This is a genomic window from Hymenobacter sp. M1-2 (assembly GCF_057808495.1).
The window spans coordinates 69,824-90,420 of record NZ_JBTYZO010000023.1 but is presented as its reverse complement, the minus strand read 5'-3'; the positions used below and the strand labels follow the sequence as shown (position 1 = coordinate 90,420).

The 20,597-nt window shown below is 57.5% G+C and carries 23 protein-coding genes; 16 read left to right on the top strand and 7 right to left on the bottom strand.

Translation table 11 applies throughout. From position 1 onward, the window contains the following. Positions 1-102: 102 nt before the first annotated feature. The 5 genes from ACYSMN_RS20170 (at position 103) to ACYSMN_RS20150 (ending at position 2,609) form a co-directional block, all read left to right on the top strand. Positions 103-348, top strand: coding sequence for a hypothetical protein (locus ACYSMN_RS20170; RefSeq protein WP_488925716.1), 246 nt, complete (start codon positions 103-105; stop codon positions 346-348). Between the two features lie 38 nt (positions 349-386). Next, positions 387-740, top strand: a complete 354-nt coding sequence (locus ACYSMN_RS20165) for a type II toxin-antitoxin system VapC family toxin (protein WP_488925715.1) — start codon at positions 387-389, stop codon at positions 738-740. A 60-nt stretch (positions 741-800) separates the two neighbouring features. Next, positions 801-1,277 (top strand): hypothetical protein, encoded by a 477-nt coding sequence (locus ACYSMN_RS20160; protein ID WP_488925714.1) that lies wholly within the window; start codon positions 801-803, stop codon positions 1,275-1,277. A 90-nt stretch (positions 1,278-1,367) separates the two neighbouring features. Continuing rightward, the gene (locus ACYSMN_RS20155) at positions 1,368-1,940 is read left to right on the top strand and encodes a Crp/Fnr family transcriptional regulator (RefSeq protein ID WP_488925713.1); all 573 of its coding nucleotides are present in this window, start codon (positions 1,368-1,370) and stop codon (positions 1,938-1,940) included. A 54-nt stretch (positions 1,941-1,994) separates the two neighbouring features. Then, positions 1,995-2,609, top strand: coding sequence for a cysteine hydrolase family protein (locus ACYSMN_RS20150; RefSeq protein ID WP_488925712.1), 615 nt, complete (start codon positions 1,995-1,997; stop codon positions 2,607-2,609). 27 nt (positions 2,610-2,636) lie between these two features. Here the strand turns inward: ACYSMN_RS20150 and ACYSMN_RS20145 are convergent, their stop codons facing one another. After that, positions 2,637-3,599 (bottom strand): NmrA family NAD(P)-binding protein, encoded by a 963-nt coding sequence (locus ACYSMN_RS20145; RefSeq protein ID WP_488925711.1) that lies wholly within the window; start codon positions 3,597-3,599, stop codon positions 2,637-2,639. A gap of 136 nt (positions 3,600-3,735) precedes the next feature. Here ACYSMN_RS20145 and ACYSMN_RS20140 point away from each other — a divergent pair, with 136 nt between their 5' ends. Continuing rightward, complete coding sequence (locus ACYSMN_RS20140; protein ID WP_488925710.1) at positions 3,736-4,632, top strand: MBL fold metallo-hydrolase; 897 nt, start codon at positions 3,736-3,738, stop codon at positions 4,630-4,632. A 248-nt stretch (positions 4,633-4,880) separates the two neighbouring features. Here the strand turns inward: ACYSMN_RS20140 and ACYSMN_RS20135 are convergent, their stop codons facing one another. Then, positions 4,881-5,417 (bottom strand): pyridoxamine 5'-phosphate oxidase family protein, encoded by a 537-nt coding sequence (locus ACYSMN_RS20135; RefSeq protein ID WP_488925709.1) that lies wholly within the window; start codon positions 5,415-5,417, stop codon positions 4,881-4,883. 782 nt (positions 5,418-6,199) lie between these two features. On the opposite strand from ACYSMN_RS20135, the gene ACYSMN_RS20130 reads away from it, so the two are divergent. The 4 genes from ACYSMN_RS20130 (at position 6,200) to ACYSMN_RS20115 (ending at position 9,528) form a co-directional block, all read left to right on the top strand. Continuing rightward, positions 6,200-6,457, top strand: coding sequence for a hypothetical protein (locus ACYSMN_RS20130; protein ID WP_488925708.1), 258 nt, complete (start codon positions 6,200-6,202; stop codon positions 6,455-6,457). A 72-nt stretch (positions 6,458-6,529) separates the two neighbouring features. Beyond that, on the top strand, positions 6,530-7,168 hold the full coding sequence (locus tag ACYSMN_RS20125; protein ID WP_488925707.1) for a hypothetical protein: 639 nt from the start codon (positions 6,530-6,532) through the stop codon (positions 7,166-7,168). A gap of 184 nt (positions 7,169-7,352) precedes the next feature. After that, the gene (locus ACYSMN_RS20120; protein WP_488925706.1) at positions 7,353-8,639 is read left to right on the top strand and encodes a patatin-like phospholipase family protein; all 1,287 of its coding nucleotides are present in this window, start codon (positions 7,353-7,355) and stop codon (positions 8,637-8,639) included. A 103-nt stretch (positions 8,640-8,742) separates the two neighbouring features. Further along, complete coding sequence (locus ACYSMN_RS20115) at positions 8,743-9,528, top strand: alpha/beta hydrolase (RefSeq protein ID WP_488925705.1); 786 nt, start codon at positions 8,743-8,745, stop codon at positions 9,526-9,528. A gap of 45 nt (positions 9,529-9,573) precedes the next feature. Here ACYSMN_RS20115 and ACYSMN_RS20110 read toward each other — a convergent pair whose 3' ends face one another. Continuing rightward, positions 9,574-10,131: a DUF1003 domain-containing protein gene (locus ACYSMN_RS20110; RefSeq protein ID WP_488925704.1), complete on the bottom strand. Its 558-nt coding sequence runs from the start codon at positions 10,129-10,131 to the stop codon at positions 9,574-9,576. Positions 10,132-10,190: 59 nt separating this feature from the next. Continuing rightward, positions 10,191-10,742, bottom strand: a complete 552-nt coding sequence (locus ACYSMN_RS20105) for a GNAT family N-acetyltransferase (protein ID WP_488925703.1) — start codon at positions 10,740-10,742, stop codon at positions 10,191-10,193. Between the two features lie 557 nt (positions 10,743-11,299). Between ACYSMN_RS20105 and ACYSMN_RS20100 the strand changes: the two genes are divergently transcribed. Together ACYSMN_RS20100 and ACYSMN_RS20095 are read left to right on the top strand one after the other, a co-directional pair. Next, positions 11,300-11,491, top strand: a complete 192-nt coding sequence (locus ACYSMN_RS20100; protein ID WP_488925702.1) for a cold-shock protein — start codon at positions 11,300-11,302, stop codon at positions 11,489-11,491. Positions 11,492-11,649: 158 nt separating this feature from the next. After that, entirely contained in the window at positions 11,650-12,753 is a 1,104-nt protein-coding gene (locus tag ACYSMN_RS20095; RefSeq protein ID WP_488925701.1) for a spore photoproduct lyase family protein, read from the top strand. 102 nt (positions 12,754-12,855) lie between these two features. Here ACYSMN_RS20095 and ACYSMN_RS20090 read toward each other — a convergent pair whose 3' ends face one another. Both ACYSMN_RS20090 and ACYSMN_RS20085 read right to left on the bottom strand, forming a co-directional pair. Further along, the gene (locus ACYSMN_RS20090; RefSeq protein WP_488925700.1) at positions 12,856-13,629 is read right to left on the bottom strand and encodes a hypothetical protein; all 774 of its coding nucleotides are present in this window, start codon (positions 13,627-13,629) and stop codon (positions 12,856-12,858) included. Positions 13,630-13,876: 247 nt separating this feature from the next. Next, entirely contained in the window at positions 13,877-14,278 is a 402-nt protein-coding gene (locus ACYSMN_RS20085; RefSeq protein ID WP_488925699.1) for a hypothetical protein, read from the bottom strand. A 124-nt stretch (positions 14,279-14,402) separates the two neighbouring features. Between ACYSMN_RS20085 and ctlX the strand changes: the two genes are divergently transcribed. From ctlX to ACYSMN_RS20065, 4 genes are all read left to right on the top strand, one after another. Further along, positions 14,403-15,329: a citrulline utilization hydrolase CtlX gene (gene ctlX, locus ACYSMN_RS20080; protein WP_488925698.1), complete on the top strand. Its 927-nt coding sequence runs from the start codon at positions 14,403-14,405 to the stop codon at positions 15,327-15,329. A 348-nt stretch (positions 15,330-15,677) separates the two neighbouring features. After that, positions 15,678-17,486, top strand: coding sequence for a polymorphic toxin-type HINT domain-containing protein (locus tag ACYSMN_RS20075; RefSeq protein ID WP_488925697.1), 1,809 nt, complete (start codon positions 15,678-15,680; stop codon positions 17,484-17,486). 49 nt (positions 17,487-17,535) lie between these two features. Next, positions 17,536-18,015, top strand: a complete 480-nt coding sequence (locus ACYSMN_RS20070) for a hypothetical protein (RefSeq protein ID WP_488925696.1) — start codon at positions 17,536-17,538, stop codon at positions 18,013-18,015. Between the two features lie 57 nt (positions 18,016-18,072). After that, on the top strand, positions 18,073-18,552 hold the full coding sequence (locus tag ACYSMN_RS20065) for a hypothetical protein (RefSeq protein WP_488925695.1): 480 nt from the start codon (positions 18,073-18,075) through the stop codon (positions 18,550-18,552). A gap of 54 nt (positions 18,553-18,606) precedes the next feature. Here the strand turns inward: ACYSMN_RS20065 and ACYSMN_RS20060 are convergent, their stop codons facing one another. Continuing rightward, positions 18,607-20,127, bottom strand: a complete 1,521-nt coding sequence (locus ACYSMN_RS20060) for a malate:quinone oxidoreductase (protein WP_488925694.1) — start codon at positions 20,125-20,127, stop codon at positions 18,607-18,609. Between the last annotated feature and the right edge of the window lie 470 nt (positions 20,128-20,597).

Here is a 20,597-nt window from a genome sequence, read left to right as displayed (position 1 = left end):
CTATCGTTAGCGTCCGGTTCTTCCATGTGCGGATTCACTTAACCAAAGGAATAGTTTGCTCCTCGTTGGGGTTTGCTTTCGTACCTTCCAAAAAAGCAGGATATGACGCTCGTACTAATAGAAGTGCCCAACGAAGAAGCCATTGCGGCATTACGACAGCAAAAAGATGTGCGCGTGGTAGGAGTTGTTTCCGAGCCTGAAGCAGCGAATGCTCCGGCCATAGTCGTTGCGCCACCTATGCGCAAATCGTCGGTAGCCAGCCTGATTGGTAGCCTATCACCCGAGGCTGGCGAGCGTATGCTTAAAGGCGTAACGGAAATGCGCGACGAATGGGAACGGGAGTCTTAATCGATACTAATGCGGTAATTGAGTTTCAAAGCGGACAGTTGCCCACTGCTACTCTGCAATGGATGGTGCAGCTGGTCGATGGCGGCTGGGGTTTTCTTTCCGTCATCAACCGGATTGAATTGCTAATCAAACCCGGTACGGCCGCCGAAGAAACCGCCTTGCGGCAATTCATCAATAGTTGCGTGGAACTGCCGCTCAATGAGTCCGTTATTCAGCAAACCATCCGTCTGCGCCAGCAGCACCGCGTGAAGCTGCCCGACGCCATTATTGCCGCTACGGCCCTTGTCTACGGCCTGCCGCTGCTCACGCGCAACACCACCGATTTCAACGCCCTGCCGGGCTTGGCCGTGCTCAATCCTCACGATCCGGCGCAATTACCCGCCGTACTCTAGAACTGACGAGCGGTACGCTCTTTCCTTGTCGTAGTACCGGCTTCTCAATTCGTCGTTCGTATGCTCAAAAAATTATTCCTGTCACTACTGTTGCTGGCTTTTACCAGTGTAGCCGTGCGGGCGCAAACCGGCTGCGCTACGCCCATTCTGAAGGTGTTGCACAACGGCGAGGAAATACCCGCCACTGGCAGCCCCTTGTTTCCTAGTGTCCGGCTGCAACTAGTTCCCGCTCCTGATTGCATGGGCCAGGAAAGCTACCAGGTGAGCAGTGTTGAGCTGACGCTGGTACACAACGGGCGGCCCGCCATGCCTACTATACTGGTGAATCGACCCCAACTAGACTTGCGGCCCTGGATGAGCATGTACCAGCCGGGCGACCATATTATCGTCTTTATCCCGTATCAAAACCTGACCATAATATCTGCCGACGGCAGGCAAAAGCCTTACCCGAAGCCGCTCACGCCCAAATACAAGCACCTCGACATTGCCACCGACGACTCCAAGGGCATCAGCTTCATTTGGAAGCTACAAAAGTGACTTACTTAAGATAAGCCTGCGTCAATCTACTTATCACACGCTACAATCTATATGGGAGAAAGTGAGGCTTTCCAATTAATCCTGGCGAACGTGAACAAACACATTCGTCTCACGGAGACAGAAGAGCTTTGTTTTACCTCGCTACTTCGATTAAAAACGGTCAAGAAGAAAGCTTTTTTGCTGACCGAAGGGGAAGTGAATCTGTACCAAAGCTTTGTGATTAGTGGAGGGCTTTGTACCTACCAAGTAGATGCTAAGGGGAAAGAACACATTCTGACTTTCTCGCTGGAGAATTGGTGGGTTGGTGATTTGCATAGCTTTCTAACTGGAACACCAACGCCCTACTTCATTGAAGCTCTCGAAAACACTGTACTCCTGCAAATCAGTAAGCCGAAGCTAGAAAGTCTGTACGAGCGAGTTCCCCAATTCAACAAGTTCTTCCGCCTCATGCTGCAAAGTGCTTTTATTGCCCAGCAACAGCGGATTATGCAGAATATTTCTGATTCGGCTGAGGAACGTTACGTGAAGCTGATTCAGAAATACCCTCATTTTGAGCAGCGCATTCCACAAAAAAAGTTAGCTGTGTACTTGGGCATAACGCCCCAGTTCTTAAGCATGCTTCGCAATAAGTGGGCTCAGCAAGGTGCTTCTTCAAGTAGTTGAAGTTTCTTGCGGGCCTTCCGGCTTTGCTTTGTCTGAACCTTAACCAACAGAACAATGCGTACCGGAAAAACGAACAGAGCCCTCCTCATGATAGAGTTTCAGAACGATTGGCTGGATGCCAACGACACGCTAAACCAGTACATGCAAGACCGGGAGCAGCTGGAAGCTTCCATCAACAACGGAAAAACGGCCTTGGCTTTTGCTCGGGAAAACGACTGGCACGTAATACATGCCGGCTACCATTTCAATGAAGGCTATCCAGAGCTTGGCCAGAAAGAGCAGGGGATGTGGGGCCTAATCAAGAAAACCCAGACCTTTCAGATCAACCAGAAAGGCAGCGCAGCCTTCCCTGGTTTCGAACCAGCACCGGACGAGTTTGAAGTAACGGGCCGGACGGGAGTCAGCTGCTTTTCAGCGTCTAATCTGGACGCTTACCTGCGTAACAACCAGATTTCGGAGCTTTATTTGGCTGGGTACGCTACCCACGCCTGCGTAGAATCCACGTTTCGAGACGCGCATGATCGGGCGTATGAAGTAACTGTGCTATCGGATGCCTGCGCTACCTTCACCAAAGCAATGCAAGACTATTTTCTGGAAAACATAGTCTATGCGTTTGGTCAGCAAATGACCACGCAAAAGTTTACAAGCCAGTTGAAAGCGAAGGAATAAGGCTCGTGTGGTAGCCGTGACTTGCCTTTATCCCCGCCCCGCCAGCACCTCCCGCACCGGCGTCCACCGGATTTCCGGGTAGCGGGCGTTGTCGAGCGGCTCCAGTTTCGGGAGGCCGCTGAACATGTTGTGCAGGTATTGCATGCCCTGCCAGGGCGGAAATACGTCGTTGGTGCCGGGCGTGAGGGCCTTGGTTGCTTTGATGAGCGTGCCGAAAGCGCCCAGGCTACCCACCCGAAACAGGCGAAACTCCTGCCCCGTGGCGGTGCTGGCCGCCGCTTGCAACCCGCGGATGCTTTGCACGTCGCCGGCTACGCGCAGGTGACGCGGCGTGGTGGGGTCGAGGGCCGCGGCGGCAGTGAAGGTGGCCGTATCGACCATCGTAGTGAAGTCCAGTGGCTGGTCGGCGTCGCCCCAGTACACCACCCGGCGCGGACCGAACAGCACCACCGGCGCTGTGCCTTTGAGCAAGTCCGTGAACATGCCGTTGAGGATGGACGTGGCCCGGATGGACGCTGCATCCAGGTGTTGGGCAAACTCCCGGCGCAGATCGAGGTTGCGGTTGGAGCCAGGGGGCAGCTTCGTGAAATCAATGGAAAAATCGGACGGAATGAAGCGCGGTACGCCCGCCGCTACGGCCGCCTCCAGCAGCCGCTTCTGCGCCTCCACTATCACGTCGCGCAGCCCCGACAGCGCCGACACCACGCAGGTTGCGCCCGCGCAGGCTTGCGTCAGTTCCGTTACATTCCCGTAGTCTACCTCCACCACGGAGGCGCCTTGTAGCCCCAGGGAAATAGCCTCCGCCTTGGAGCCCGCTCCTGGGCGCACCAAGGCCCGCACGCTGGCGCCGCGCCGGAGCAGGTGGTGGGCAATGAGTAGGCCCAGCGCGCCGGTGGCGCCGGCTAGTACAATGGTGGCCGGTGCTTTATGGAGGCTGTTGAACGGAGCGGTTTGGGGCGCTGCTGGTGAGGTAGGGTGGTTGTCGTGCATAAAATCTGCGGTGGCTTATGTAGCAAGCTCACCAGGAAATGGTAGTACCACTTGGCCTGCCGGAAAGTTGTGTCTTGCTGATGTTGCCGCAAAATGAGTATCTAGAGTCGTCTTACTCTTAATCCGCGCGACCAAGATGAGAAGCTGGCCCATCCTCCTCCTACTGGCAAGCGGCTTGCTGCTCGCGGCACGTAGCGGCCCCACGCAAACCCCCAACCAGGTAACCATCCTGTTCGACGCCTTCGGCCAGTCGGCTAAGCTGCAACAGGACTGGGGCTTTGCCGCCCTGATCGAGTACCAGGGCAAGCGTATCCTGTTCGACACGGGCAACAACGCAGACAAGTTCGCCGCCAACGTCAAGACCCTGGGTGTCGACCTGACCCGGCTGGATTTCGTGGTCATCTCGCACCGCCACGGCGACCATACCGACGGGCTGCGGCACCTGCTCAAAGTCAACCCCAAGGTCAAAGTCTACACCCCCGACGACGAGTATTTCGGCTCCCCGGCACCGCCCGCGGCTTTCTTCCGCAACAAGGCGCCATCGTTGCCCCCGCAGATGCGCTACTTCAATGGCGGAGCAATACCCAGCAACCTGCCGCACGGCAGCCCCTGGCGCGAAGCCAACATCACCCGCGTCGATAGCACCCGGGAAGTGCTGCCTGGCTTCACGCTGGTGCGCAACCTGGCGCCGCGGGACAAGCCTTTCCCAGAAACCCCGGAGCTTTCCCTCGCCATCCAAACCCCACAGGGCCAGGTGCTGGTAGTCGGTTGCTCTCACCCCGGCATCGAGCAGATTCTGGCTTCGGTGGCGGCCAAGCAGAAGCCTGTGCAGCTGCTCATTGGCGGGCTGCATCTGGTGCAGACGCCCCCGGCCGAGCTTAACCGTTTGGCCGGTGCGTTGCACGACGAGTGGAAGGTGGTGCGCGTCGCCCCCGGCCACTGCACCGGAGAAGCCGGCTTCGCCACCCTGCAACAGCAATTCGCCGCACAATACACTTATGCCGGGCTCGGCACCGTCATTCCGCTGCCCTAATGCCGCTAGCCTGGGCTCCACGAAATGCTCGTGCCGAGTGGTCTGCCATGCGTAACCGGGCCAGAACCAGGCACACTACCGCGCCCGTGGACCTCTCCCCAAAAGGGAGGGGTGCCAGTCGACAACTAAGTCGTTGAACGCACCCCTCCCTTTTGGATTCCGCGCATCAAGCGGCGTGGGACGGGGGAGGGGTCCACGGACAGTGACCCACGAACCGCTCTAATGACCCACAGCTAAAGCCTCAGTACTCAAATCCCCGTGGGCTTGCCGTCCAGGCTGCGGACGTTCTTTTCCTGCCAGTATTCCTGCACCAGCTCCGGCCCGCGCTTTTCCATCGAGCGGTTCAGGTCGTTGCGGTCGGCGCGGTAGTCGAGCAGGGGTACGGCCGTGCCGCAGGAAGTCGTTACCAGGTCCACGTCGACCACCACAATCTGCCGGGCGCCGGGCAGCGCCGGAAACAGCGGCAGCAGCTCGGTCCATTGCGCGTCGCGGGGGTGGTACACGGTGCCCGTGCCGTAGAGGCGCAGAATGTTGGGCTTGCCCTCAAAAGCGCACCACATGAGCGTGATGCGGTTCAGCTCGCGTAGGTGCGCCGCCGTTTCGTTGCCGCTGCCCGTCAGGTTGAGCCAGGCCACGCGGTTGCTGCCGAGCACCCGCAGGGTATCCTGGCCCTTGGGCGAAACGTTGACGCGGCCATCCGGCGCGGCCGTGCCGACAAAAAACACGTGCTGCTGCTCAATGAAGGCCTGAATAGCCGGCTCTATTTCAGTGAATTGCTTGGCCATGCGGTAGGAGGGAGGCGAAAGTAAAAGGGCGTCCTGCTTTATCTGGCGTCTGCTTGCCGAAGCAGGATGGTCAAAGTAGCAGAACAACCTCTAGAAAGAAAAGCGAATGGTTGGGTAGCGCTGCGTAAGATAAAGCACGAATAGAAACCGCGCTCAGTGCGGAGTCGGAATGGGGCCTGCTCAGCAGCATAGTGGCGGGCACCCGCCTGAATTACTTACCGTTTCGCCAGCGAGCATCGCAAGCCCGCCACCACCCAATGCCGCCTCGATAGGGTTCATCGCAAGCTCGTCAGCCGGCATTACAAGTTCGTCAGCGTGCATCGCAGCCTCGCTATTGGTCGTCGCAAGCTCCCCAACGTTCGTTGCGGCCTCGCCAGTGGTCATAACAAGGTCGCAAGCTGGCATTGCAAGCTCGTCAGCGGGCATAACAAGCTCGCTAGCGGCTCATGTCACCCCCAACAGCTGCTCATGACGGCCCTGTAGCAAACTTTGCCACCTCGGCAGCGCGTAACAGAAAGGCCAGACTCCGCGCTGAAACCAACTCTCGGTTGCGGAGCATCGAGCCCCAGCGGGGCGACATATCGGTGGAATCATCGCCCGCAACACTGGATAAAGCCCCATCGGGCCGACACCAACCGTCCCACGATTTGGTGCCGCCCCGATGGGGCTTTGTCTACCTTCATGACTCCTATTTCCACCGATATGCCGCCCCACCGGGGCTCAACTGCCGACTCCGTAATTGACTAAAAACCATTTACAGTCTATTCATGAAGCCGGATGAGATGACCGTTCTGTACAAAAACCAGTCGTGGATGTACAGTTTGCTAAAAGATGAGTCTTCGGATGTGTACTACCTAGAGGTAGTCTGCGGTTCCACCTTCCTATACAATGTGTACCTGCGCCTCACCAACGAAGAAGTAGCCACCTTCCTGCCCGATATAGCCGTCGACAAGGAGCATCACATGACGGCCTTCGCCAAGCAGGTGATGCACTACGGCGCCCACGAAATTGCCGGGCGGGAGTACTTGCGACAATCCTAGGGCGGGCCGAAAGCAGATGATGCAACGAAGACTATATTCGTGTCGTAGCCACGACGCACACACACTTTCCTTATGCTGTCCGATGACCCCGCCGCTTTCACGCGGACCAGCAAGTACATTCCTGACTTGGCTCCTGAGGTGGCTTACCTTGTGAAGCCGGATTTTTTCTATGGCTCGTACAGCAAGCCCGAACCCAACGACCTGCGCACCAAAGTGGTGAAGCTCGCAGTGCCCCGGCAAGCGCGCCGCCACATAGTGCTGAGCGCCGCAGCGCAGGGCCAGGAAACCGAGTTGGTGCGCTACTACACCTCCATAGTTCGCGCCGCCGCACAGCACCGCAAGCAGCTGAAAGAGCTTCAGCATTACTTCTGGATGCGGCCCGTGCTGCTCAGTCGCGGCGAGGTAGTTCTCTCCTTCCCCTGGTACGATAGCTTTCCCGAAACCGAACTCCTGCTAAAATGCCTGCTCGACCCAACCCCGGAAAAGCTGCTCTACACCGACATGGACCAGGGCTGGTCTAGCGCCGCCTACGCCATCTCCGACCAGGTGTATTTCCTGGAGGGCGACGATGATGGCAAAATAAGTACGGCCTGCTACACCGACCGGGCCCGGCTCCAACAAGCTGCCGCCGCGGCCTTGGCCCGCACCCGACAACAACTGGAAATAATCGTCAAGCAAGTCGGGCAGGACTTCTGGCGGTTTCGGGCCTAAACCGGCCTGCTTCAGGCATCATCAAAAAAGCAGCACTTCTACGTAAGCCACCGCACGGAGAGTACCCTTCAGCCGCTATCCGTAGTCAGCTGCCGCACCATTTTCGCTGTTGTTTAAGCGTAGCGTCCTGGTAATTTTCAATCTTTACCTTTCAAGCCGTAACGCCTAACACTCAACCAAAACCATGCGCTCCGCCCCCTACAAAGAGCAAGCTGCCCCGCACCTGCAACGCGCCCGCGCCGTAGTAGCCGCCCGAGCCGCGCAACCGGGCGGTTGGCAGGTATCGGATGTGGTGGACGCGGCCGGGCACCAGTACGTGGATCTGGTGATGGAGGGCGGTGGGGTGTTAGGCGTGGCGCTGGCTGGCTACGTGTACGTGCTCGAAGAGCTGGGTGTGCGCTTTCTGCGGCTCGGCGGCACGTCGGCGGCGTCCATCAACGCGCTGCTGATGGCGGCGGCCGGCCCAGTGGAGGCGCGCAAAACCGACCGCATCATGGATGTGCTCATCACCCAAGACTTATCGGTGTTCGTGGATGGCGACGCCGACGCGCGCGGTTTTCAGCAGACGTTGGTTGGCAATAGCTCCATGCTGCGCTACCTCTGGACCGGCGCCCAGGTGATCGACAATTTCACCAACGATTACGGCCTGCACCCCGGCACCACTTTTCTGAACTGGCTGCGCGCCGTGATGACCGATTGGGGCGTGGGCACCGTGCGCGACCTCTACGCCACCACCCGCACGCTGGCGCCTGGCCAGCTCCAACTCCGCGACGGCCGGCCCTACGCCCCCGCCGGGCCGGTACGGCTGGCGCTGGTCGCGGCCGATATCACCACCAAAACCAAGGCCGTGTTTCCCGAAATGGCTCGCCTCTACTACGCCGACCCGCTGGCCGTAAATCCTGCCGATTTCGTGCGAGCGTCCATGTCGGTGCCGCTGCTGTTTCACCCGTACCGAGTGGCAGACCTGCCCAACGCCGGCCATTGGCCCTGCCCGCGCTGGCACGACATGGCCGGCTACACTGGGCCGGTGCCCGAAGCCGTGTACTTCCTCGACGGGGGCATCATGTCGAACTTTCCCATTGACTTGTTTCACGAGCGGCACCGGCTGCCGGTATGCCCCACCTTTGGCGTAAAGCTGGGCCTGAACCGTGCCCGGCCCAACCCGGTGGGTAAGTTCACGGAGTTGCTGAGCGCTATGTTCAACGCCGCCCGTCACGTCCACGACTACGACTTCATCGCCCGCAATCCCGACTTCCGCCACTTAGTCGCCTGCGTTGATACCGCGCCCTACAACTGGCTCGATTTTCACCTGCCCGAAGCCGACAAGCAGGCCTTATTCGCCGCCGGTGCCCGCGCCGCCGCCGATTTCGTTGCTAGCTTCGAATGGCCTGCCTACAAAGCGCTGCGTCAGCAGCTCGTGGAAGTTAACCGCGCCGCCGATGAAGCCCTATCGGCCGACACAGCTATTTGAAAAGCTGCATTAGGGTCTCGCAAACTAGCTTCGTATCTATCTTCATCGCCCCAAGCATCGCCCCAGGCTAGTTATGATGATAGGACTGTACTTCCCTCCACGAGTGAAACAAGCTCTGATCCTGGCGCTGGCACTGCTCGTAGCCGGTTGTGTCGGCAGCAACTTACCGGCCACCTCCTCAGTTTCAGCCAGTACCGCCCCTACGGCCTCAACCGAGCCCCAAACCACTCGCCTCGACTTGTTGGATAAGGCTCGCAACCGTGCGGTGCCGGTGATGCTCTATCTCCCATCTGTGGGTGCTACCTCGAAGCGCGCCAAACCTAAGCTGGCTCTACTCAGCCACGGCTACGGCGGCCAGAACACCGGCTACTCGTTCATCGCCCGTACGCTGGTGGCGCATGGCTACGTGGTGGCCAGCGTGCAGCACGAACTACCCACCGACGAGCCTCTGCCGCAAACCGGCATTCCGCAGATAGTCCGGCGCCCCAACTGGGAGCGGGGCGTGCACAACCTGCTGTTCGTGCGCCAGGAAATAGAGCGGCTGCATCCCGAAATAGATATCAAGCACCTGCTGCTGGTAGGCCACTCCAACGGCGGCGACATGAGCGTGCTCTTCACCGAGCAGTACCCGGAGCTGGTAGAGAAAGTCATTTCCCTCGACAACCGGCGCCTGCCGCTGCCCCGCACGCGCCAGCCGCGCATCCTGTCCATCCGCTCCACCGACCAGCCCGCCGACGAAGGCGTCCTGCCAACTCCGGCCGAGCAAGCCACCTTCGGCATCATTATTACCAAGTTGCCCAACACCATCCACAACGATATGTGGGATGGCGCCACGGAACCCCAGAAACAGGAAATGACCCAAATTATTTCTCGCTTTCTAGAAGGCTAGAGCAAGACAAAAGTTAGAACCAGAAGCCAAAAGCTAGCCTCAGAACTACTCCTGCGAAGTATTCTGCTGAAACTGCTCCTCTTGCTCCTCAATGGTATCGAGCACCTTTTCTGGCTGCACATCCTTTTCCAGCTCCGTAATTTCCGGGTCTTGCGCTTCCTCAATACCCAGCTTCTTGGCCATCTCCGCCACCAGCGTGACGAGCCGCGTAATCTCGTGTTCACTTAGCAGGCTCACTTGCAAGTTCAGTTCCGCCCGCTTATCGGCCTGCGCCGCCATCCGGTTTTGGCTGATGAGCACGAACGTGGAAAGGAAAATAGCTTCCACCGAAGCAAACATAGCCAGCACCACAAACGAAGGGTCGAGCGGATTCAGGCCCAGCCAGCCCAGGTTCCAGCAAATCCAGATGCCAAACAAAGCTAGGTGAATGAAGACGAAGGCCAGACTACCCGTGAAAGTCGTGACGGCGTCGGCTAGCTTATCCGGCCAGGTTTTGCGCTTCTCTTCGGCCTGCCTACGCTTGAGCAGCTCCGCGATATTACGCTCCACCACGTGCGCCATACCCAGGCCCTGAAAGGCACGCTGCTTGGGGTTAGATTCCATTGATTGTGTTTGATATTGCTTCAAGCACCGCGTGGCACCACGCACTACTCGTACATCTGTTAGGCGGCCTGAGCATGAGTTCCGATGTGCCGCCACTCATACTCCAGCATGCTCATCTCCACCATCGACCAGTATTCGTCGTGGTAGCGCACTACGTCGCGCAGCGTGCCCTCGCGCTGGAAGCCGCACCGCTCGTAGCAGCGAATGGCGGCGTGGTTGAAATCGTAGACACCCAGGCTGAGGCGGTGCAGGCCCAGCTCCTCGAACCCAATGGCTGCAATAGCTCTCATCATGGCCTGGCAGTGGCCCTGGCCCCGCGCTGCCGTATTGCCAACTAGCACGCGCGTAATGCGGCCCGCCTTGTTGTGCCGGCTGATACCACCTAGCGAGATATGCCCCACCACATCACCAGTACCCGTGTCGATGGCCTTGTACACGAAGACGTCGGACTGCTGCGGGTCATTGGCTTCTTGAATGTACCAGCGGAGTTTATCGGCAGTAAGTGGAAACGAAAACAACGACCCAGACCACTCCTTGAGCAGCCGCTCGTTGTTGATCCAGGCAATAAGCTGAGGAAAATCGGCTTCGGTAAAAAGCTGTAATACAATCATAAAAGCAAGATGAAGCAAACGAGACGTAGATTAAGAAAACGGGCTACCAGGCACAGCCATGCCCCAGCTTAGACGCTCATGGTCAGGCCAGTTCCCCACCAGACTCTGGCACTGATGAGTAGTGGCCGGAGCAGGTTCGCATCGGCGTACCGAAAAAGCCAAGAGCACGCGCAAGAAGCAGTTTCCTAACCGGCGAGCTAGCTCTGTGCTAGTACGCTTTGCTAGTTCCCAGAGTGCTTGCGAAACTCATTTTTGCGTACTTACTACCCGCAAATCCGTACCTGCCGTAGCTGCTCCCGAGTACTACGTAGGAGGAGAAGACGCACGAGAAAACTAGCAGCGCGTTAATGGTTTGCTCGGCTCGAATTACAAAACGAGGCCGCGAGTAGCGGGAAGCCTACGGCCCGTTTATGCGGCGGATATAGAGACATCTAAAAAATAAGGTGTACGTTTGTCACGTCCAAGGCAAATTGCCTCGTATCACTACCATTGATTCGCGTGCTGAATAATAGTAGAGTTTCGTTGTCAGTTGCTTCATCCATTCATTTCCTAGCATCATGGCAACAGGAACAGTAAAATTTTTCAATGAAACCAAAGGGTTTGGTTTCATCAACGACGCCACCACCGGTCAGGACGTATTCGTTCACGTAACGGGTCTCATCGACGAAATCCGCGACAACGACAAGGTTGAGTTCGAGGTAGAAGAAGGCCGCAAAGGTCTGAACGCCGTGAAAGTACGCCGCGCGTAGTTTCCCGTACCGCCTAAAAGAGAAGGAGCATGCTACCCAGCATGCTCCTTTTTTTGCCTCATTTGCTGCGCGGTTATGAGCAGTAAAAAAGCCTTTCTTGGGGGTAGAAAATGGGTTTTGCGGGAGCTTTCTAGGCGCTCGGGGTGTTGTAAACTACTATGACGCAAGCCCAGTTGTTTCCCTCTCTCGACATCCTTCCGGCCCCCATTGCGCCGCGCGAACATTCAGCCAAAGTGTGGCTGCCCAAGCGTGTCGTGTTCACCCCCGATGCTCTAGAACAGCCTTTCGGCCAGCAGATCCTGGAGCGCGTCACGGCGCAGGATCTGGAAGTGGAAATTCTCAAGAACAACCGCATGACCGGGCTGCGCGGCGAAGACGCGCGCGACACCTACCGTCGGGCCAAAAGCACGCTGGCCGTGGTGTGCGCCCCACCTAGCGCGCTGCGTTTGCAGCCCACGCCGCCTTCCGCCGACTGGCAAATGAACTTGGCCGAGGGCTGCCCCGCTCACTGCCAGTATTGCTACCTAGCTGGTAGCCTGCAAGGCCCACCCGTAGTGAAAGCCTTTGCTAATCTACCGCAGCTGTTGCAGAACACGCAATCCTACGAGCAAGCGGGCCGCCTCACTAGCTTTGAGGTAAGCTGCTACACCGATGTGCTCGGCATTGAGCACCTCACCGGCAGCCTGGCCGAGTGCATCCGTTACTACGGTGAGCGAGAGGGGGCCCGTCTGCGCTTCGTGAGCAAGTACAACCACGTAGATTCTCTGCTCGACCTGCCCCACCACGGCCGCACTCGCGCCCGTTTCAGCTTGAACGCTGAGCCGGCCGTGCGCAAGCTCGAAGGTGGCACGGCTTCCGTCGAGGCGCGGCTGCAAGCGTTGCGCAAGCTGGCCTTGCCGCGTGAGCAGGGGGGAGGTGCGTATCCGGTAGGCGTAGTACTGGCGCCCATCATGCCCATTCCCGACTGGCAAAACGAATACCGCCGCCTGTTCGACCGTATAGCCACCGCCCTGGATTTCGACTGCGACCTGACCGTGGAGTTCATCACGCACCGCTTCACGCCCGGCTCCAAGGATGTGCTGTTGCAATGGTACCCTAATACCACCCTGGACCTAGAAGAAGCAACCCGCGCCGTGAAGCGTAACAAGTTTGGCGGCACCAAATACGTCTACCAGCCCACCGACATGCGCCAACTCAAAGAGTTCTTTTACGCCGAGTGGCAGCAGCGTTTCCCCAACGCCCCGGTGCTGTACTGGACGTAAGTCCTCGCGGCTCGGCAGCTATTCAGCCTTGCTTCAGCGCTAGTCTACCAAAGCACTAACCCCATTCGGTTCGATGGTTGAAAACCTCGGTATCGGGTGGGGTTAGGCGCTTTTAACGAAGCGAATCAACTCCCGAACCTGATTGAGAAACTGCGCATCCTCTGAGAGCCGCGCAATAGCCGAGGCCGATTGACGAGCCAGGTCTTCGTGGTCGCGGCTGTTTTGACGAGTCTCTTTTTCTAGGCTGGCGTCGAGACGATCCAGGTGGCGCTGGAGGCTGGCGATGGTCTGGGCTTGGGTGTAGGCCCAGGAGTCAACTTGTTCCGCATCGATGGCGGCGTGCACCTCTTGTAGCTTGTACTCAAGATCTTCTACCCGGCTGCGCAGCTCTACTACGTCTTCGCGAGGGTAATGAATCTGGTGGGTGAGAGATTGCAGGCGCCGGCTCAGGTGCTCGTAGCCGCGCTGGGCGGGCCGCGCCAGCGTGAGGGCGAGAGCGGCTACGGCGGCGGGGTAGCCCACCGCAATAACTCCGTAGTAGGCCAGTGCAAATAGTACCACCGCCGAGAGCAGGTGCAGCCCTACGGCTAGCAGCAAGAAGCGCCAAGACAACCGGCGCGCAAAAGCCACGGCTTCTTCCTGCACCATAATGCCTTTCTCGCGCGAGATGCGGGCTTCTTCCAAAAAATCTTTGGCGGTGAAATGCGTGTTCCAGGGCAGCACCGTGACGGCGGCCAGCCACCAAAAGATGGCAATTCCAATCACCCAGTCGATGAGGGTGCCGGTGGAAATATGCAAGAACTGCAACCCCGTGAATGCGAGTAGCACCAGCAGGGTAAGGCCGGCCAACGTGGCTGGAAAACTGCGAAAAGGCATACAAAACAAAGCTGAAGCGGAAACGAAGAATACAGTGTCCGCTAAATATAGTTGAGTTTCAGTGTCAGGGCCTAACGCCTCCTGCTGTAGCTTGGGCAGAGGGTAGAAAATTCACCCACCCAAAACAGCATCAGTTACCATCAAGAAGGATGCAGCTATACAGTGTAGAGGCAAAGCCGGCCAGCCATAACGCGCTGCATGTCTTTCGAAGACTTCCAGCGCGGCTCCCGCACCTACTGGCTACTTATTAATTTGCCGACAGCCACTGCTGCGCCGCCAGTTCGTCTATAAAAACCCCAACCTGAAAAGGGAGGTCATTTTGAGAGCGGAATTGAGGCATTTCGCCGTGGCTTTCGAGTTCGGTCAGCAGCATCGGCGACACCAGATACGCTAAGTAAGTACGCTTGCCCGGCTGGTCGTCGGGCTGGGGAAAGAAGGTGGTGAGAAGTCCCGGTTGGTAGCAGGAATTGCGGCGTAAGTCGATGAGCCAGTGCTGGCAACCAAAATCGTTGGCCGCGTCGAGCATAAGAGAATAGGCTTCCTGGGCTTCGGTAGGCGCTAAGGGCCGCAACACACGATTAATGATAAAACATGTGTCGTCGCGGTAGCTCAGATCCAGGTAGTTCCGGGCGGGTAAAACGTGATACATGCCGGGTAAAAATTAAGGTTGCCAAATTAGCTGTACGGTAAGCTCAACACTTGGTTGGACCAGACGAGGGGATAGTGCGGCTTGAGCAGTTTCTTTGCGGTTCATATTCCGACAATTACTGCTTATGCAATCCGCCACCACCGTATTTCTGGTCCGGCCCGCCCGCTTTTCTTTCAATGCTGAAACGGCCCTCTCCAACCATTTTCAACAGGCTATAGTCGGCCTCGGCGAAGACGACGTGCAAGCGCGCGCCTTCGCTGAGTTTGATGGCATGGTGAAGAAACTGCGCGGGAAAGGCATGCACGTGCTGGTATTCGACGACACAGCAGACCCGCCCAAGCCCGATGCCGTGTTTCCCAACAACTGGCTCACGCTGCACCCCGATGGCCGCGTGCTGCTCTACCCGATGTGCGCCCCCAACCGCCGCCCCGAGCGCCGCCCCGATCTTCTGGAAGCTCTGCGCCGCGACTTTCAGATAACGGAGGTGCTAGACCTATCGGCGCACGAGCAGGAGGGGCGGTTTCTGGAAGGCACTGGCAGCATCATCTTCGACCATGTACACCGAGTAGCCTACGCCTGTCTCTCGCCCCGCACCGACGCGGCGTTGTTCGCGGAAGTGGCCGCGCAGCTAGGCTACCGGCCCGTAGCATTCCGTGCCGACGACGCGCAAGGGCAAGCCATTTACCACACCAACGTAATGCTGTGCGTGGGCGCCCGTTTCGCGGTGATATGCCTGGAAAGCATCCGCAATGCGCAGGAGCAGGCCGCCGTGGTGGAGTCGCTAACGGCTACGGGCCACGAGATAGTGGATATTTCGCTGGCGCAGGTGGCGCGGTTTGCCGGCAATATGCTCACGCTCCAACCCGCCACTGGCCCAGAATTGCTGGCCCTCTCGCAAAGTGCCTACGATGCTCTGACGCCAGCGCAACGCCACGCCCTGAGCGCCTACGTGGAATTGCTGCCGCTGCCCATTCCCACCATCGAAACTATTGGGGGCGGCAGCGCGCGGTGTATGTTGGCGGAGGTGTTTTTGCCAAGCCGCCCCTTCTGATTTTCAAAACAAAGTAGTGATGTGATAGGAGCAACTGGTACGTCCCGTAGCCAGTTGGGCAATCAATAGAAGCTACTCATCCGCTTGAAACTGCCCTCCTCCGCCAGTGGAAAGGCCTTGGCCGATGTAGTTCAGCGGTCAAGGCCGACGATTAATAACTATATAATAATGAAAAGGCCACGACCCTGATAACTTGTTGATGGCTAGTTAGGAAAAAGAAAATTCTGGTTTTCCGAAGATCTGAATGCACATCTACACATGGGAATATCTAGCTTGATACAGCCTGGACTTTACCCATACTGTTGAACTTTGCCCTACCTTAGAATTATCAATCTTTTATATAGCCGTATGAGTGATAGTCTGGAGTATATAGTCTCAGGGGCTTTGATGACGTGCAGCGAAGGAGCTGTACCCGCTCCTTTCACGGCGACGCCCCGCAAGACCAAGATATCGGGGAAAGTGGCCGGCAACGAGTCGGATCGTGGGTCTCTGACGAACATTCCTTCCTTCATTATTTGTAAAAAACTGACGCAGCAGGCCGGCGGCAACCCTGTTCCCTGCGTGCCCGCCCCGCAGCCGTGGCAGAAAACCTACCCGGCCAAAGTAGGCGGCGCCAAGGCGCTGGTTATGATGTCGTGCCTGCGTTGCTCGGCGGGGCAGGGGCTGGTCGAGTTTTTATCATCCGGGCAGATTCCCTTGTCGGCGCAAATGCTAGGCGAACTTCAGGAAGCTCGAAAAAGCGGCATGGAAGCCCTGCTACAAGCCGACCGGGAACGGAAATCCGTGGGGGAGGCGGGCCTGCTAGAAGGAATGGTGCCGGTGTGGGGCAGCGGCCGCGATTTGGTACACAGCGTGCAGACCGGCAAACCCGGCGAGGCCGTGGTCAACGGTGGGTTTCTGGTTTGGGATGTGGTTTCCGTGGCCGCCGGGCTGTTTAGTTTTGGCACCGCTACGGCGGCCGGTATGGCAGGCAAAACGGGCCTACGCGCGGCAATAGGCGCCGGCAAAAAGGTGATTATAGGCGCCGCCAAAAAAGAGATGACCAAGCTCATGGCTCGGTCAGTAGCCATTAAAACTGGTTTTCGGAGCAGCTTGGCCGCTATTCGGAAAGAGGCCGCCGGCTTAACGGTACGCGCGTGTTTCCCGGCGGGCACCGTGGTGCACACCCGCCGAGGCAACCGGCCCATCGAATCCCTACAGGTTGGCGACGAGGTGTGGGCCTACGACGAAGACAGCACGCAAACGGCTTGGAAGCACGTGTTGCAAACCCATCAAACGGAAAGCCAGGCGCTGGTAGAGATAGAGGTGGTGGGCGATGTAGTAGAAGCCACGCCCACCCACGCTTTCTTCGCCAACAACGCTTGGAAGGCAGCCCAAGAGCTACAACCCGGTGACTTACTGCACCGGGCCGACGGCGCGGTTACGGCGGTGCTGCGGGTAACGGTAAAAACGGTGAATAGCCCGGTGTACAATCTGGAAGTGGCCGATTCGCACACCTATTTCGTGGGCTCTACCGGGCTACTCGTGCACAACCAGTGCGACCCCCTAAAAATAGGCAGCGAAATAAAAAAGCTGCTAAAACCCAACCACACCTACATGCGCAACGGCGTACGGTATCGCACCGATTCTGCCGGCCGCATCATCGACGCCACGAGAGTAGCCGCGACGAGCGGAGTAGCGAAAGTTATTCGCTACAAAGGGTTTGGGGGAAATATTCGCACCCGCGCCGGTGTCACAACTACGGTTATTGGCAAATTCGACGACCCAATAAAAAAAGGAACCGGCACCCAAGTCATTCTCCAACTGCCCGAAGGCAGTTTTACCAGAATAGGCAATAATCCGGGCGGCATCAATATTCTGGATATTCCGAGCGACAAATACCAACGGCTGCTCGATACTTACGGTGTCGCGGCGGGCCAGGAAAAGTTCTGGCAAGGTTACAACAAGCCCTTCCTGGAAAATGCCTTCAAAGGTGGCCACGACATTCGGCTGCTTTCGGATCCTGTTGCCGCGCGTACGGGTTTTTACGCCCGTGAGCTACGCGAAATAGAGGGCTACGTGGATAAGGCTGGCAGAAGCGTGCCTGGTTTGGCGCGGCAATACGGGTATCGATACAATCCGGCCACCTATACCTTCGAAAAACTTATAGGAAGATAAATTCCGCTGGTATTTCTTTCTCCAACGCAAGCCCCACCAACCTCGCTGCATGTACTCGCTGCTTCTTAGTCCCACCGGCTTTACTCTCAAAGATGGCACTATTACCATCACCGACTCTATGTTCTCTTTATTTATAAAGGAGGAAATAGAGCATTTCAGAAGAATTGAGCTGGACGAGGAAATAGATATTTTCATTCACGACCAATTAGGCACTCGGTTTTGGGTGAATGAAGGCCACCCAATTGAACTACAGATTCTTTTCAGAATAGATAATAAAGAAGATAACCCCGTTTTTCCGGCGGACGCTTTCAAAGGCACATTCACATTTATGGACAGCGAATACGTGCTGCCCGTTAATTTCAAGGATCTACTTGATACATACGAGTTCGTGCAAGACACTGATAGTTTGCAGTACGGCATCATTATGTTCAAGCATTTCACGCAAACTCTGACCTACACCTTCACGCTGAGCAAAGACTCGGGCGAGGTAACGGCAATTTCCATCACCAATCTGGCTTTACCCGTGTAGCGAAAAGCTGAGTAGCATACTGTGTTCCAACCGAACTCAGGTATAGATATTTCTGCGATGACCGACGACCTTGAAGATCTCTTAGAAGACCTCAGCGCCTTGATAGCGCGGCGGGTTCCGGTGTATGCCTGGCAGTCGGTTGTGGTGGAGTGTACTACCGTTGGAAGCAGAAGCCAACTGAGCGCCACGTACTATGAGGCGCATAGTGCCGTCCCGCATGCCATGCCCACCAAGGACGAGGATCTGCCTTACGAACAAACAATAGGTTACCTATTTGAGCAATTACGGCTTCTGACTGCCGAGCAAGCGCCCTTCCGGGGAGCGTGGTATACAGCCCGCATAACCATTGACAAACAGGGCGCCTACCATTTGCAGTGCGACTACGAAGGCCGGCCGCAAATCAGCCCGGCGCTGCCGGAAGAAGAGTACGCGCAGGATTTTCAGCAGTTTCCCCGCACCGAAGCCAGTACGCCGGAGTGGCTGCGCGCTATTGTAGAGCGCCATCAACTTGTTTACTACGAGCCAGAACCATTCTGAAGATTCGCATTTCTCAGCAACAGAGCCAGCTAAGAAGCTGGCCCTGTTGCTTTACTACTGCAACTGCTCTACCAATCCTAGCACCGCGCTGGTTCGGGTGCGAACTTGCGTTACCAATTCCGGCTTGGTGGCCAGCGACTGGCCGAAGGAGGGAATCATTTCATGAAACTTGGCTTGCCACTCGGGCGAGGCCGTCTGCTGCGGAAAGCACTTCTGAATGAGGTTGAGCATGATGCTCACGGCCGTTGAGGCGCCGGGCGAGGCGCCGAGCAGTGCTGCAATGGAGCCATCGGCCGCCGTCACTACTTCGGTGCCGAATTCGAGCACGCCGCCTTGCTTTTCGTCTTTCTTGATGACTTGCACCCGCTGCCCGGCAATAGCCAGCTCCCAGTCTTCGGGGCGGGCCGTGGGCATGTACTCGCGCAAGGCCGCCACCCGGTCTTGCGGCGACTGGCGGACTTGCTGAATGAGGTACTTGGTGAGGGGCAAGTTTTTGAGGCCGGCCATAATCATGGGCCGCAGGTTGTTGAGCTGGATGGAGCCCGGCAGGTCGAGGTAAGAACCAGTCTTGAGGAATTTGGTGCTGAAACCGGCATAGGGTCCGAACAGCAACTCCTTGCGGCCCTCAATCATCCGTGTATCGAGGTGGGGCACCGACATGGGTGGTGAGCCCACGGCCGCTTTGCCGTAGACCTTGGCATCGTGGCGGGCAATGACATCGGGATTTTTGCACTTGAGCCACTGCCCGCTCACGGGGAAACCACCGAAACCATCGGCCTCCGGGATGCCCGACTTTTCGAGCAACGGCAACGAGCCACCGCCGGCCCCGATGAACACGAATTGCGCGCGCACCTTGCGGCTTTCGCTGGTTTTGCGGTCTTCGGCCTTCACCACCCAGCGGCTGTTGCCTTTGCGGCGCAGCTTGCGCACTTCGTGGTGGAAGTGGAACGTGACGCCGGGCTTGGATTGAAGCAGGTAGAACATGCCGCGGGTGAGGGAGCCGAAGTTGACGTCGGTGCCGAGGTCCATGCGGGTGGCCGCTACCGGCTGCTGCGGGTCGCGGCCTTCCATCACGAGAGGCATCCACTCGCGTAGCTTGGCGGGGTCGTCGCTGAATTCCATACCCTCAAACAGCGCCGACTGCGTGAGGGCGGCGTGGCGCTTGCGCAGGTATTCCACGTTTTCCTCACCCCACACAAAGCTCATGTGCGGAATGTGGTTGATGAAGCGCTGAATCTCCTTTACATCGTACTGCTCCGTGATGTAGGACCAGAACTGCTTGGACTCCTCGAACTGCTCGGCGATTTTGAGCGCCTTGCTGATGTCGATGGTGCCGTCGGGCTTTTCGGGGGTGTAGTTGAGCTCGCAGAAGGCCGAGTGGCCGGTGCCGGCGTTGTTCCAGGCGTCGGAGCTTTCGGCGGCAGCCACGTCGAGGCGCTCGAAGATGGTGATAGTGATATTGGGATCGAGCTCCTTGAGCATCAGGCCCAGTGTGGCACTCATGATGCCAGCGCCAATCAAAACCACATCGGTGGTTGTCGCGGTTGGCTGGGCAGAGAGGTCGGAAGTTTCCATAGGGAGAGAAAGTGAAGCAGAGATATTACGAGGGAAGCCGTAAAAAGTAGCTCCGCGGTAAACAATGGCGCCCTTTCGCCGCCGCTGCCAGGGCACAACAGCCACCCGCGGCAATGTTCTCGAACTACTATATTATGCTATTGCGATGACTATTCCTTCGCTTGGAATACCTGCCCCTCAAAGGACGCAGGGTAGGGATGGTTGCTACTCGTTGCACAACTCGCGCCGGTCCCGCAAAGCATCTTGGCGTGCTGCCGTTATTTGCTAGACCGTCATGCAGACGCAGGAAGCATCTCGCGTGCTGACATTGCAATACCAATTGATTACCACCTTAGCGAGATGCTTCGGCTAGCGCCTTCGCATGACGGTTACCAGTGCAGCATCAGCTTGCGGCGACCCGTCAGCTCGCTGAAAAAGCGAGCAGACGGGTGGCACCTCAGCCATAAACAATTCAGCTATTCGCCACTTGT

Excerpts from the sequence above, each read along its gene's own strand:
- ACYSMN_RS20090 (WP_488925700.1), bottom strand. The coding sequence starts at position 13,629 with ATGCCTTTTCGCAGTTTTCCAGCCACGTTGGCCGGCCTTACCCTGCTG.
- ctlX (WP_488925698.1), top strand. The coding sequence starts at position 14,403 with ATGCAATCCGCCACCACCGTATTTCTGGTCCGGCCCGCCCGCTTTTCT.
- ACYSMN_RS20100 (WP_488925702.1), top strand. The coding sequence starts at position 11,300 with ATGGCAACAGGAACAGTAAAATTTTTCAATGAAACCAAAGGGTTTGGT.
- ACYSMN_RS20085 (WP_488925699.1), bottom strand. The coding sequence starts at position 14,278 with ATGTATCACGTTTTACCCGCCCGGAACTACCTGGATCTGAGCTACCGC.
- ACYSMN_RS20130 (WP_488925708.1), top strand. The coding sequence starts at position 6,200 with ATGACCGTTCTGTACAAAAACCAGTCGTGGATGTACAGTTTGCTAAAA.
- ACYSMN_RS20145 (WP_488925711.1), bottom strand. The coding sequence starts at position 3,599 with ATGCACGACAACCACCCTACCTCACCAGCAGCGCCCCAAACCGCTCCG.
- ACYSMN_RS20150 (WP_488925712.1), top strand. The coding sequence starts at position 1,995 with ATGCGTACCGGAAAAACGAACAGAGCCCTCCTCATGATAGAGTTTCAG.
- ACYSMN_RS20095 (WP_488925701.1), top strand. The coding sequence starts at position 11,650 with ATGACGCAAGCCCAGTTGTTTCCCTCTCTCGACATCCTTCCGGCCCCC.
- ACYSMN_RS20120 (WP_488925706.1), top strand. The coding sequence starts at position 7,353 with ATGCGCTCCGCCCCCTACAAAGAGCAAGCTGCCCCGCACCTGCAACGC.
- ACYSMN_RS20060 (WP_488925694.1), bottom strand. The coding sequence starts at position 20,127 with ATGGAAACTTCCGACCTCTCTGCCCAGCCAACCGCGACAACCACCGAT.
- ACYSMN_RS20160 (WP_488925714.1), top strand. The coding sequence starts at position 801 with ATGCTCAAAAAATTATTCCTGTCACTACTGTTGCTGGCTTTTACCAGT.
- ACYSMN_RS20075 (WP_488925697.1), top strand. The coding sequence starts at position 15,678 with ATGAGTGATAGTCTGGAGTATATAGTCTCAGGGGCTTTGATGACGTGC.
- ACYSMN_RS20070 (WP_488925696.1), top strand. The coding sequence starts at position 17,536 with ATGTACTCGCTGCTTCTTAGTCCCACCGGCTTTACTCTCAAAGATGGC.
- ACYSMN_RS20170 (WP_488925716.1), top strand. The coding sequence starts at position 103 with ATGACGCTCGTACTAATAGAAGTGCCCAACGAAGAAGCCATTGCGGCA.
- ACYSMN_RS20140 (WP_488925710.1), top strand. The coding sequence starts at position 3,736 with ATGAGAAGCTGGCCCATCCTCCTCCTACTGGCAAGCGGCTTGCTGCTC.
- ACYSMN_RS20105 (WP_488925703.1), bottom strand. The coding sequence starts at position 10,742 with ATGATTGTATTACAGCTTTTTACCGAAGCCGATTTTCCTCAGCTTATT.
- ACYSMN_RS20110 (WP_488925704.1), bottom strand. The coding sequence starts at position 10,131 with ATGGAATCTAACCCCAAGCAGCGTGCCTTTCAGGGCCTGGGTATGGCG.
- ACYSMN_RS20065 (WP_488925695.1), top strand. The coding sequence starts at position 18,073 with ATGACCGACGACCTTGAAGATCTCTTAGAAGACCTCAGCGCCTTGATA.
- ACYSMN_RS20125 (WP_488925707.1), top strand. The coding sequence starts at position 6,530 with ATGCTGTCCGATGACCCCGCCGCTTTCACGCGGACCAGCAAGTACATT.
- ACYSMN_RS20135 (WP_488925709.1), bottom strand. The coding sequence starts at position 5,417 with ATGGCCAAGCAATTCACTGAAATAGAGCCGGCTATTCAGGCCTTCATT.